Source organism: Silicimonas algicola (assembly GCF_003148765.1).
Lineage (GTDB): Bacteria > Pseudomonadota > Alphaproteobacteria > Rhodobacterales > Rhodobacteraceae > Silicimonas > Silicimonas algicola.
The window spans coordinates 124,354-135,469 of sequence record NZ_QGGV01000012.1; the positions used below are offsets into that span (position 1 = coordinate 124,354).

Annotated in this window: 10 protein-coding genes; 2 read left to right on the forward strand and 8 right to left on the reverse strand. The window is 66.5% G+C overall.

Annotation, left to right across the window (positions count from 1 at the left end):
- Nucleotides 1-56 precede the first annotated feature (56 nt).
- Nucleotides 57-998 (forward strand): hydroxymethylbilane synthase, encoded by a 942-nt coding sequence (gene hemC / locus C8D95_RS19770; RefSeq protein WP_109760924.1) that lies wholly within the window; start codon nucleotides 57-59, stop codon nucleotides 996-998.
- 101 nt (nucleotides 999-1,099) lie between these two features.
- On the forward strand, nucleotides 1,100-1,657 hold the full coding sequence (phaR, locus tag C8D95_RS19775; RefSeq protein ID WP_109760925.1) for a polyhydroxyalkanoate synthesis repressor PhaR: 558 nt from the start codon (nucleotides 1,100-1,102) through the stop codon (nucleotides 1,655-1,657).
- 6 nt (nucleotides 1,658-1,663) lie between these two features.
- On the opposite strand, the gene C8D95_RS19780 is transcribed toward phaR, so the two are convergent.
- The 8 genes from C8D95_RS19780 to C8D95_RS19815 form a co-directional block, all read right to left on the reverse strand.
- Entirely contained in the window at nucleotides 1,664-3,322 is a 1,659-nt protein-coding gene (locus C8D95_RS19780; protein WP_109760926.1) for a peptidoglycan-binding protein, read from the reverse strand.
- 84 nt (nucleotides 3,323-3,406) lie between these two features.
- Nucleotides 3,407-4,795: a dihydrolipoyl dehydrogenase gene (gene lpdA / locus C8D95_RS19785; RefSeq protein ID WP_109760927.1), complete on the reverse strand. Its 1,389-nt coding sequence runs from the start codon at nucleotides 4,793-4,795 to the stop codon at nucleotides 3,407-3,409.
- A 133-nt stretch (nucleotides 4,796-4,928) separates the two neighbouring features.
- Nucleotides 4,929-5,324: an MAPEG family protein gene (locus tag C8D95_RS19790; RefSeq protein ID WP_109760928.1), complete on the reverse strand. Its 396-nt coding sequence runs from the start codon at nucleotides 5,322-5,324 to the stop codon at nucleotides 4,929-4,931.
- Nucleotides 5,321-5,644, reverse strand: coding sequence for a hypothetical protein (locus tag C8D95_RS19795; RefSeq protein WP_109760929.1), 324 nt, complete (start codon nucleotides 5,642-5,644; stop codon nucleotides 5,321-5,323). The genes C8D95_RS19790 and C8D95_RS19795 overlap by 4 nt, the downstream gene beginning before the upstream one ends.
- Nucleotides 5,644-5,868, reverse strand: coding sequence for a hypothetical protein (locus C8D95_RS19800; protein WP_109760930.1), 225 nt, complete (start codon nucleotides 5,866-5,868; stop codon nucleotides 5,644-5,646). The genes C8D95_RS19795 and C8D95_RS19800 overlap by 1 nt, the downstream gene beginning before the upstream one ends.
- Nucleotides 5,869-5,960: 92 nt before the next feature.
- Nucleotides 5,961-6,344 (reverse strand): MAPEG family protein, encoded by a 384-nt coding sequence (locus C8D95_RS19805; protein ID WP_109760931.1) that lies wholly within the window; start codon nucleotides 6,342-6,344, stop codon nucleotides 5,961-5,963.
- A gap of 10 nt (nucleotides 6,345-6,354) precedes the next feature.
- Entirely contained in the window at nucleotides 6,355-7,920 is a 1,566-nt protein-coding gene (gene odhB, locus C8D95_RS19810; RefSeq protein ID WP_109760932.1) for a 2-oxoglutarate dehydrogenase complex dihydrolipoyllysine-residue succinyltransferase, read from the reverse strand.
- 3 nt (nucleotides 7,921-7,923) lie between these two features.
- Nucleotides 7,924-10,887 carry a 2-oxoglutarate dehydrogenase E1 component gene (locus tag C8D95_RS19815; protein WP_109760933.1) on the reverse strand — a complete coding sequence of 988 codons (2,964 nt, stop codon included), beginning with the start codon at nucleotides 10,885-10,887 and terminating at the stop codon, nucleotides 7,924-7,926.
- Nucleotides 10,888-11,116: the final 229 nt, after the last annotated feature.

Sequence of the window (11,116 nt, forward strand, 5' to 3'; positions counted from 1 at the left end):
GGTCTTGTCAATAGACAGGATTGCCACGCCTTGTTCCGCGGCTTAGAGCAAGGCGCATGAGCGAACGACCTGACCCGACCCGCCCCTTCCGCATCGGCACACGAGGTTCTCCCCTCGCATTGGCGCAGGCGCGCGAGACGCGAGACCGGCTTGTGCGTTCGACCGGCCTCGAGGCCGAGGCTTTCGAGATCGTCGTCATCAAGACAACGGGCGACCGTGTCACGGATCGGCCTCTGGGAGAGATCGGCGGCAAGGGTCTCTTCACCAAGGAGATCGAGGAGGCAATGCTGTCGGGTGAGATCGACATCGCGGTCCACTCCATGAAGGACATGCCGGTGGATCAGCCCGCCGGACTGGTCATCGGCGCCTGTCTCCCGCGCGAGGATGTGCGCGACGTCTTCGTCACGCTGGATGGGATCGCGCTGTCCGACTTGCCCGCGGGTGCCGTGGTGGGCACGTCGAGCCTCCGGCGGAAGGCGCAGGTGCTGCACCGGCGGCCTGACCTTCAAGTCGTGGAATTTCGGGGCAACGTGCAGACACGGTTGGGCAAGCTGTCTGCGGGCGTGGCACAGGGCACCTTCCTGGCTCTCGCCGGCCTGAACCGGCTTGGGTTGAGCGAGGTCAGGGCGGTGCCGATTTCCGCCGACGAGATGCTGCCCGCCGTGGCGCAGGGAGCCATAGGGATCGAGCTGCGCGCCGACGACACGCGCGCCTTTGACATGGTAGCCGCGATCGCCGACGAGGTGACAGGCCAGCGCGTCGCCTGCGAGCGGGCCTTCCTCGCCCGTCTCGACGGATCCTGCCAGACGCCGATCGCCGCCCTGGCCGAGATCGATGGGGACAGGCTGACGTTCAGGGGCGAGATCCTGAAGACCAACGGGTCGCGCTCGGTCAGCGGTAGACGTGACGGGCCCGTGGCCGAGGGAGAGGATCTGGGGCGCGATCTTGCCGAGGCGCTTTTGGCCGAGGCGGGTCCGGGCTTCTTCGACGAGCGCTAGGATTTGCTGCGCAGCATTTCGACGATGCTGCGCAGAAACCCTTTGATTTCCAACGACCCTCCCCTAAGCTGCGCTGCAGCACATGCGCCAGGGAGGTTGCCATGTCCGGAAAGCCGCTGCTGATCAAACGCTACGCCAGCAGGCGCCTCTACAACACGGAAACGTCCGATTACGTCACGCTCGAGGATATCGCTGGCTTCATCCGCGAAGGCCGCGACGTTCAGATCGTCGACCTCAAGTCCGGGGACGACCTGACGCGGCAGTATCTTCTTCAGATCGTCGCAGACCACGAAAGCCGCGGCGAAAGCGTCCTGCCTCTCGATGTCCTGACCGACCTCGTCCGGTCCTATACGACGCAGGCGCACTCCATCGTTCCGCAGTTTCTCGCCATGAGCTTCGATATGCTTCGCGAAGGCCAGTCGAAGGTGATGGAGAGCATGTCGACGCCGCTGGTCTCGATGCCCGGGTTCGATGCGATGAAGGCGCAGCAGGAGGCCTTCATGAAGGCGTTTACCGGCGGGATGGGGAAGTCCTGGTCGGGGCCGCAGATGGAGTCGGAGGACAAGGACGAGGCCAGCCCGCCGAGCGAGTTGGACGACATCCGCAAGCAACTTGCTGCGATGCAGGACCAGCTGTCGCGGATGGGAAAGAAGCCCTGACGCGACCTACCTGAAGATGCTTCGGACAGAGTCCGCCAGAAGCTGGACGACGACGGCCTCCGAAAGATAGCCGGTCTCGTCCATGTTCCGCGCCGCCTGATAGCGTCGAATGGCGCGGCGTGTGTCGTTGTCGAATTCTCCATCGACCTTGCCGGGCTTCAGCTCGAGCCTTTCCAGGCGCGCTTCGACGATCTGGCGGGTCCGAGGGGACAGGCCCAAGGCGTCCTCCTGACGGGCGGCGGCAGTTCTTTCCTCGGCGTTCCGGTCCTCCTCCTCGAGCTCGAGGATACGGGCCTCGGCGGCATCGGTGAATGCGCCACGGTTGCTCAGGCGCAGGTACTCCTCGTAGGCACCCACGGTGTCGAGACCCTGGGCGTTGTCCCAGTACCTGCGGTCCGCCACATCCGCGTCGTTTCGCGTGCGGTTCTCGATCGCCCGCAGGCGTTCGGTCGCGATCTCGGCATACTCGCCGTCAGGGTAACGGGCGAGGTAGGCGCGCAGGCCCGCCTCGTCGCCAACGGCGCCCGTCTCGTCCCAGAAGGCGAGGTCGGCGCGCAGCAACTCCTGCCGTCTCCGCTCGGCCTCGGCCTCAAGCTCCTGCGCGCGGCGTTCGGCCTGCGCGTCGAGGCGCGTGATCTGGTCGGCGGTCATGTAGCCCGTCGACTCGACCCCCTGCGCGGTCTGCCAAGCCTGGATCGCCGAGCGGGTGCCGCGTCCGAAGATGCCGTCGATGCCTCGGGTGTTGAATTCGAGAAGCGTCAGGTCGCGCTGGATCTCGCGCCGGGCGTCGCGAGAGAGATCGAGCGCCTGCTCGGCCCGCTCGGCTCGCGCCTGGGGCGTGTCGGTCAGGGCGCGGATGCGGTTGTTCGCCATTTGAACGAATTCGCCGGAAGGATGGGCGTCGATGTAGCCTTGGTAGCCCTCGGCTGTGTCCGCGGCGCTGGCGCGGCGCCAGTCCGCGATGTCGGCGCGGCGGGCAAGGTCGGGGGCGGGCGTCGGTGCGGGAGCAGGGGTCGGAGCGGTCGACTGCGCTTGAAGGAGGGTCAGGTCTTCGGGGGCAAAGCCCTGGACTGTCATCCCAAGACGCGGTTGCGCGATGTTCTGGCCCGGGCGCGCGATGATGTCGGTCAAAAGCTTCTCGGCGCCGGCGGGCGCGCCGGTCAGAACGGCTACGCCCTGGGGGATATCGAGGTCGCCGATGCCGGCGGTCAGGTAGGCGCCAAAGCCCATCTGTGCGTCGTCGGTCGCGAGGACGAGTACAGCATGGCCGGGGGCGGACGCCAGCCACGCCATGACCGTCGAGAGCGGAAGCGTGTTGGCCGCAAGGGTCGCCATTGGCCCCGTTTCGGCGTCGACGGGAAGGAAATAGGTCTCGGACACAGTATGAACAAAGCGCCCAGCCAGGACCACGAGCAGCGTATCCGAGCGGTCGGCCATCTGGCCGAACTCGGACAGGGCATCGGTCATGTCGTCGAGGGTGGCCTCCTGCCGGGCGACGATCTGCATGCCCGCCCGCGACAGTGCCGTCTCGGCGCGGACTACCCGGTCGCCGCGCGAGACGTCGCCCACATTCTCGTATTCCTCGTTCCCCAGGATCAGTCCGACCGACTGCGCATGAAGCGGACTTGCCGCAAGAACGAGGGCCGCGATGATGTGCAGGCGCATGGTATTCCTCCCGTGACTGGCCCAAGCCTATGCGGCGGGAACCCGTGACGGAAGGAGAAGTTGCATCCGCGCGGCGCGAGAGCGTCAGCTGTGGATCGGCCCGTCGCCGCAGGCCAGCGCGGCTTCGCGCACGGCTTCGGAATAAGTCGGGTGCGCGTGGCAGGTCCGGGCCAGATCCTCGGCTGCGGCGCCGAACTGCATCGCCACGCAGATCTCATGGATCAGGTCGCCGGCCATCGGGCCGATGATATGGGCGCCCAGGATGCGGTCGGTTTCTTTGTCTGCCAGGATCTTGACGAAGCCTTCGCCCTGGAAGTTGGCCTTGGCGCGGGCGTTGCCCATGAAGCTGAATTTGCCCGCCTTGTAGGCGCGGCCTTCGTCCTTCAACTGCTCCTCGGTCTTGCCGACGCTGGCTACTTCGGGGTGGGTGTAGACGACGCCGGGGATGACGCCGTAGTTCACATGCCCCGCCTGGCCCGCGATGGTCTCGGCCACCGCCATGCCCTCATCCTCGGCCTTGTGGGCCAGCATGGGGCCTGCGACGGCGTCGCCGATGGCGTAGATGCCGGGGGCGGTTGTGCGCCAGTGGTCGTCGATCCTGACCTGTCCGCGATCCGTCAGTTCGACGCCGACGGCCTCGAGACCGAGGCCCTCGGTGTAGGGCCGCCGGCCCGTGGCGACGAGGACGACGTCGGCTTCGGCCTCGTGCGCGCTGTCGTCCTTGCGGAGCTTGTAGGTGACCGTGGCCTTGTCCTTGGCCTTTTCGACGCCTTGGACGGCTGCGCCCATGACGAACTCAAGCCCTTGTTTCTTCAGCGTTCTCTGGAATGTCTTCTGCACCTCGGCGTCCATGCCGGGGAGGATGGCGTCGAGGTATTCGATGACCGTGACCTTGGCGCCGAGGCGGCTGTAGACCGAGCCGAGTTCGAGGCCGATGACGCCCGCGCCGATGACGATCATGGTCTGCGGGATCTTCGGCAGGGTCAGGCCGCCGGTGGACGTCACGACCGTCTTCTCGTCGACCTCGACGCCGGGGAGGGCGGAGGCTTCGGACCCGGTCGCGATGACGATGGTCTTCGCCTCGTGGACCTCGTCGCCGACCTTGACCTTGCCGGCTTCGGGGATCGAGCCCCAGCCTTTCAGCCAGTCTATCTTGTTCTTCTTGAAGAGAAATTCGATGCCCTTGGTGTTCTGGTCGATGGTGTCCTGCTTGTAGGCCAGCATCTGCTTCCAATCGACGTCGGGACGCAGGACCTTGAGGCCCATCTTGCCGAAGTTTTCTTCGGTTTCCTGCAGCATCTCGGTGGCGTGGAGCAGCGCCTTCGACGGGATGCAGCCGACGTTGAGGCAGGTGCCGCCAAGGGTGTCGCGGCTTTCGACGCAGGCGGTCTTGAGACCCAGTTGGGCACAGCGGATGGCGCAGACATAGCCGCCGGGGCCGCTGCCGATCACGATCACGTCGTAACTAGCCATGGGACTGTTTTCCTTCGATTCTGGTCATCGGTATTGCGTCGGTATCACGTCGGTATTGCGTCGGTGTCCATTTCGGGTCTCGCAGGGACGCTATCACCCTGAGCGGCGAGGTCCACCATGCCGCAAGGACGCCTCACAGGAGCGCCGCCAGTAGCATGACGACGGTGGCGGCGAAGCCGATCACCCAGATCAGCGAACGCCAGGGGCGGAGCCCCAGCCAGTAGGCCGGGACGTAGAGGATGCGGGCGGTGAGGTAGACCCAGGCGCAGGCTGCGGTCAGTCCGGTCGCCTGTCCGCCGAGCGTCACGACGACGACGGCGAGGGTGAAGAGGATCAGCCCCTCGAAATGGTTGTCCATGGCACGCTGGAGCCGCGCGGTGCCCGCGGACAACTCGCGCGAGGGCGGCCTGTCCCGGGCCGAAGAGGTGTAGCCGGTGCCCAGTTCGAGGTTCGCGGGGACGGCGAAGACGAGGTACTGCACGACCTGAAGAAGCCCGGCGAGGGCGAGGACGGTGAGTTCGGGCGTCATGCGCGGTTGCACCTGAGGGGGGCGACCAGCATCGTCTCGGCGTAGCGGTCGCCCTGCTTGCGGGTCTCGGCCTCGAGCACATCGTCGGGCGCATCGACCCATGCGCAGTTCGGCTCCAGCGCGATAGAGCGGCGGGCGATCGCCTTGCGGTCCTCGAGGCTGCGCGGCTCGGAGGGATCGAAGATGAAAAGGTGCATCCGGGCGTCGCCCGCGTAGACCGCGTTGGACGGGACGTGGCGCACCGTGGTCAGCGTTTCGGACACCGGCGCGCCGCAGGCGGCGAGAGCGAGGAGACCCAGGGCGGCGAGGCGGCGCGGCATCAGGCGGTCTTCAGGAAACGGGCGTCGATGCTGGCGCCGAGGCCGCGTTCCTTGGCGAGCCACGCCTCGGCCTTGGCGCGGTCGTTGACCTCGAGAAGAACGACGGTCGCGCCGCCGTCGGCGTCGCGCCAGACCTGAAGCTGGGTCAGGCCTGCTTGCGCGCGGTCCTCGGAGGAGGCGTCCCAATCGGCAGGGGCGGAGGGGTAGGTGAGGAGGAGTTGCATGTCAGGTGTCCTTGGGGTGGGCGAGCGAGGCGAACCCGGCCCGACGTGTGGCTGCGCGGCCTGGGTGTGCCCGGCGAGGTGTCATGGGCATGTCAGACCGCAAGGCTTGCAAGCATGGCCAGAAGACCGCCGCTTGCCACCCACCAGAGGACCGTGCGCAGCCAGGGCAGGCCCGAAAGATACGCGGGCAGGTAGGCCGCGCGGCCAGCCAGATAGGCGAGGGCGCCGGCTTCCCAAACGCGGTCGGGCGGCAGGCTGGCGCCGGCAACGGCAAGGGCGACGAAGGCGGGCGCCGTCTCGGTGAAGTTCGAGAGTGCGCGGCGGGCGCGTCCGGCCAGCGGCCCACGGTCAGCCTCGGTGTCGCGTGGTCCGACCGTCCAGGAGTTGCCGACGGCAGCCTTCAGCAGGAGACCGTCGGCGCTTACATAGAGAAGCGTCAGCGCCGCGAAGAGACCGAGGGTCAGAACGAGGGACATGGATGAGTCCTTACAAATCCATCAGCAGCCGACGCGGATCCTCCAGCGCTTCCTTCACGCGGACGAGGAAGGTCACCGCGCCCTTGCCGTCGACGATGCGGTGGTCGTAGCTGAGGGCGAGGTACATCATCGGGCGGATGACGATCTGGCCCTTCACGACCATGGGCCGTTCCTGGATCTTGTGCATCCCCAGGATGCCCGACTGCGGCGGGTTCAGGATCGGCGAGGACATGAGCGAGCCGTAGACGCCGCCGTTCGAGATGGTGAAGGTGCCGCCCTGCATCTCGGCCATGGACAGCTTGCCGTCGCGGGCCTTCTGGCCGAGTGCGTTGATGGTCTTCTCGATCTCGGCGAAGGACTTGCCGTCGGCGTCGCGCACCACGGGCACGACGAGCCCCGAGGGCGTGCCCACGGCGATGCCCATGTGGACGAAGTTCTTGTAGACGACGTCGGTGCCGTCGATTTCGGCGTTGACCTCGGGCACCTCCTGCAGCGCGTGGCAGCAGGCCTTGGTGAAGAAGGACATGAAGCCCAGCTTCACGCCGTGCTTCTTTTCGAAGAGATCCTTGTATTCGGTCCGAAGCTCCATGATGCCCGACATGTCGACCTCGTTGTAGGTCGTCAGCATCGCCGCGGTGTTCTGCGCGTCCTTCAGGCGGCGCGCGATGGTCTGGCGCAGGCGGGTCATCTTGACCCGCTCCTCGCGGCCCGCATCCTCGGCGGCCACGGGCGCGCGGGGGGCGGAGGGTGACTCGGTGCGCGAGGGCGCGGGCGAGGTCAGCGCCTTCTGGACGTCTTCCTTCATGATGCGGCCGTCGCGTCCGGTGCCGGTGACCTGATCCGCCGAGAGGTTCTTCTCGGCCATGATCTTTTTCGCCGAGGGCGCATCCTCGACATCGCGGCCCTTGGCCGCCGTCTCGGGCGCGGGGGACTTGGGGGCGGCCACATCCTCGCCGCCCTTCGCGGGCGGGGGGGCGTCGGCCGTCGTCTTGGCGCCGCCCGAGATGACGGCCAGCTTGCCGCCGGCCTCGACCGTGGTGCCTTCGGCCTTGAGGATCTCGGACAGGACGCCCGAGGCGGGGGCCGGCACTTCGACCGAGACCTTGTCGGTCTCGAGTTCGCACAGCATCTCGTCCTGGGTGACGGTGTCGCCGGGCTGCTTGAACCAGGTCGAGACGGTGGCTTCGGTCACGCTTTCGCCAAGGGTGGGGACCATGACGTCGACGGACTTGCCGCTGTCCGGCTTCGCCTCGTCGCCCTTGGGTTCGGCATGGGCGGTCGCCGTATCCTCGGGCTTTGCCTTGCGCTCCTTCACGTCGGTCGAGGATCCCGCCTGGCCGCTTTCGGCGATCATGCCCAGAAGGGCGTCGACGCCTACGGTATCACCCTCCTTCGCGACGATCTCGTCGAGCTTGCCGGCGGCGGGCGAGGGCACCTCGACCGTCACCTTGTCGGTTTCCAGCTCGCAGAGAAGCTCGTCGACCGCGACGCTGTCGCCGGGTTTCTTGAACCAGGTGGCGACGGTCGCCTCGGAGACGCTTTCGCCAAGCGTCGGCACGCGGATTTCGGTGGCCATGAGTTATCCTTTCACCGTCAGCGCTTCGTCGACGAGCGCCGCTTGTTGAGCCTTGTGGGCCGACGCGAGGCCGGTCGCGGGCGACGCGCTGGCCGAGCGGCCGACGTAGATCGGTCGGGTCAGCCGGGCCTTGATGCGCGTGAGCACCCATTCGATGTTCGATTCCATGAAGGTCCAGGCGCCCTGGTTCTTGGGCTCTTCCTGACACCAGACCCAGTCCGCGTTCGGGAAGCGCTTCAGCTCCTTCACCAGCGCCTGCGCCGGGAAGGGATAGAACTGCTCGACCCGCAGAAGGTAGACGTCGTCGATGCCGCGCGCGTCCCGCTCCTCGAGCAGGTCGTAGTAGACCTTGCCCGAACACATCACGACGCGTTTGATCTTGTCGTCCGGGGCGAGAACCGTGTCGGAATGGCCCTTTTCGGCATCGTCCCAGAGGACGCGGTGGAAGGACGATCCGGTCAGGAAGTCGGCCGCGTCGCTGACAGCCAGCTTGTGCCGCAGAAGCGACTTGGGCGTCATCAGCACGAGGGGTTTCCGGTAGGAGCGGTGAAGCTGCCGCCTGAGGATGTGGAAGTAGTTCGCCGGCGTCGTGCAGTTCGCGACGATCCAGTTGTCCTCGGCACACATCTGGAGGAAACGCTCCAGCCGCGCCGACGAGTGCTCGGGGCCCTGGCCTTCGTAGCCGTGGGGCAAAAGCATCACGAGGCCGGACATGCGCAGCCACTTGCGCTCGCCCGACGAGATGAACTGGTCGAACATGATCTGCGCGCCGTTGGCGAAGTCGCCGAACTGCGCCTCCCACAGCACGAGCGAGTTGGGTTCGGCCAGCGAATAGCCGTACTCGAACCCGCAGACGGCGTATTCGGACAGCATCGAGTCGATGACGTCGTAATTCGCCTGCCCCTCGCGTATGTGGTTGAGCGGGTAGTAGCGGTCCTCGTTCTCCTGGTTGACGAGGGCCGAGTGACGCTGGCTGAAGGTGCCGCGCGTCGAATCCTGTCCTGCGAGGCGGACGGGATAGCCTTCGGTCAAGAGCGACCCGAAGGCCAGCGCCTCGCCCGTGGCCCAGTCGAAACCGGTGCCGCTGTCGAACATCTCGCGCTTGGCGTCCATCAGGCGTTCGACGGTCTTGTGCAGCGAAAAGCCCTCGGGCGCCGTCGTCAGGGCGCGGCCGATATCCTCCATGGTCTTCTTCTTGATGGCGGTCTTGCCGCGCTGGTACCGCTCCCCCTCGCGGTCGAGATGGCTCCACCGGCCGTCGAGCCAGTCGGCCTTGTTCGGCTTGTAGGCCTTCCCCGCCTCGAACTCCTCGTTCAGCCTGGCCTGGAAGGCGGCCTTCATGTCCTCGATCTCGCCTTCCGGGATCAGCCCGTCCTTCACCAGCCGGTCGGTGTAGAGCGACAGGGTCGTCTTGTGACCCTTGATCCGCTTGTACATGATCGGGTTGGTGAACATCGGCTCGTCGCCTTCGTTGTGACCGAAGCGGCGGTAGCAGAAGATGTCGATGACCACGTCCTTGGCGAACATCTGGCGGAACTCGGTCGCGACCTTCGCGGCGTGAACGACGGCCTCGGGGTCGTCGCCGTTGACGTGGAAGATCGGCGCCTCGACCATCAGCGCGATGTCGGTCGGATAGGGCGACGAGCGCGAGAAGTGCGGCGCGGTGGTGAAGCCGATTTGGTTGTTCACGACGATGTGGATGGTGCCGCCGGTGCGGTGCCCGCGCAGGCCCGAGAGGCCGAAGCATTCAGCCACGACGCCCTGGCCCGCGAAGGCGGCGTCGCCATGAAGAAGGATCGGCAGAACCTGTGTGCGCTTGGTGTCGTGCAACTGGTCCTGCTTGGCCCGCGCCTTGCCGAGGACGACCGGGTTCACCGCCTCGAGGTGCGAGGGGTTGGCAGTCAGCGACAGGTGGACGGTGTTGCCGTCGAAGTCGCGGTCCGAGGAGGCGCCCAGGTGGTACTTCACGTCGCCCGACCCGTCGACGTCCTCGGGCTTGAAGCTGCCGCCCTGGAACTCGTTGAAGATGGCCTTGTAGGGCTTCGTCATGACGTTGGCGAGCACGCTCAGGCGGCCGCGGTGCGGCATCCCGATCACGATCTCCTTCACGCCGAGGGCGCCGCCCCGCTTGATGATCTGCTCCATCGCCGGGATCAGGCTTTCGCCGCCGTCGAGACCGAAGCGCTTGGTGCCCATGTACTTGACGTGCAGGAACTTCTCGAAGCCCTCGGCCTCGACCATCTTGTTCAGGATCGCCTTTCGGCCCTCGCGGGTGAAGGCGATTTCCTTGCCATAGCCCTCGATCCGTTCCTTCAGCCAGGCGGCTTCTTCGGGGTTCGAGATGTGCATGAACTGAAGCGCGAAGGTGCCGCAGTAGGTCCGCCGCACGATCTCGAGGATCTGGCGCATCGACGCGGTCTGAAGACCCAGCACGTTGTCGATGAAGATCGGACGGTCCATGTCGGCTTCGGAAAAACCGTAGGATTTCGGATCGAGTTCCGGATGGGGCGTCTTGTCGTGCATTCCGAGCGGGTCGAGATCGGCGGCGAGGTGACCCCGGATGCGGTAGGCGCGGATGATCATCAGCGCGCGAATCGAATCGAGGACGGCGCGCTTGACCTGGTCGTCGGTGATCTCGACGCCCGCGTCGCGCGCCTTCTTCGCAATCGTGCCGGCGGCGGTCTTCTGGACCTCGACCCCGAGGTCGCCCCATTGACCGTCGAGCGCCGCAGTCAGTTCGTCCGCGGGGGCCGGTGGCCAGTCGCCGCGCGCCCAGGACGGCCCCGCCGCCTCGGCGCGGGCATCGGCCTCGCTGTCGCCGAGCTGGCGGAAAAACTCCTGCCAGCCCGCGTCGACCGCGTTCGGGTCCTGCGCGTAGCGGGCATGAAGCTGCTCGATGTATTCCGCGTTGTGGCCCTGCAGGAAGGACGAGGCGCGGAAGATGTCGTTGGAGGATTGCTCGGTCATGGGGTCACCTTAAGGGTTGGACCGGAACGCCCTCCGCCCGAAGGGAGGAGGGTGAGATGAGGATATAGGCATCGGCGCCAGCAGGCGTCAGGGGCAGGGCCGGAGGAACGCGGCCGAGGACACAGGAGCGGACGAGCCTCACCCGATGGCTTCCAGCATGGCCTCGCCCAGTCCGGCGGGGCTTTCGGCGACGGTGATGCCGGCGGAGCGCATGGCTTCGATCTTGTCC

Bases quoted from the DNA above. Each gene is read 5' to 3' on its own strand.
- C8D95_RS19815 (WP_109760933.1), bottom strand. From the start codon at position 10,887: ATGACCGAGCAATCCTCCAACGACATCTTCCGCGCCTCGTCCTTCCTG.
- odhB (WP_109760932.1), bottom strand. From the start codon at position 7,920: ATGGCCACCGAAATCCGCGTGCCGACGCTTGGCGAAAGCGTCTCCGAG.
- C8D95_RS19795 (WP_109760929.1), bottom strand. From the start codon at position 5,644: ATGCCGCGCCGCCTCGCCGCCCTGGGTCTCCTCGCTCTCGCCGCCTGC.
- C8D95_RS19800 (WP_109760930.1), bottom strand. From the start codon at position 5,868: ATGCAACTCCTCCTCACCTACCCCTCCGCCCCTGCCGATTGGGACGCC.
- C8D95_RS19790 (WP_109760928.1), bottom strand. From the start codon at position 5,324: ATGACGCCCGAACTCACCGTCCTCGCCCTCGCCGGGCTTCTTCAGGTC.
- lpdA (WP_109760927.1), bottom strand. From the start codon at position 4,795: ATGGCTAGTTACGACGTGATCGTGATCGGCAGCGGCCCCGGCGGCTAT.
- C8D95_RS19805 (WP_109760931.1), bottom strand. From the start codon at position 6,344: ATGTCCCTCGTTCTGACCCTCGGTCTCTTCGCGGCGCTGACGCTTCTC.
- phaR (WP_109760925.1), top strand. From the start codon at position 1,100: ATGTCCGGAAAGCCGCTGCTGATCAAACGCTACGCCAGCAGGCGCCTC.
- hemC (WP_109760924.1), top strand. From the start codon at position 57: ATGAGCGAACGACCTGACCCGACCCGCCCCTTCCGCATCGGCACACGA.
- C8D95_RS19780 (WP_109760926.1), bottom strand. From the start codon at position 3,322: ATGCGCCTGCACATCATCGCGGCCCTCGTTCTTGCGGCAAGTCCGCTT.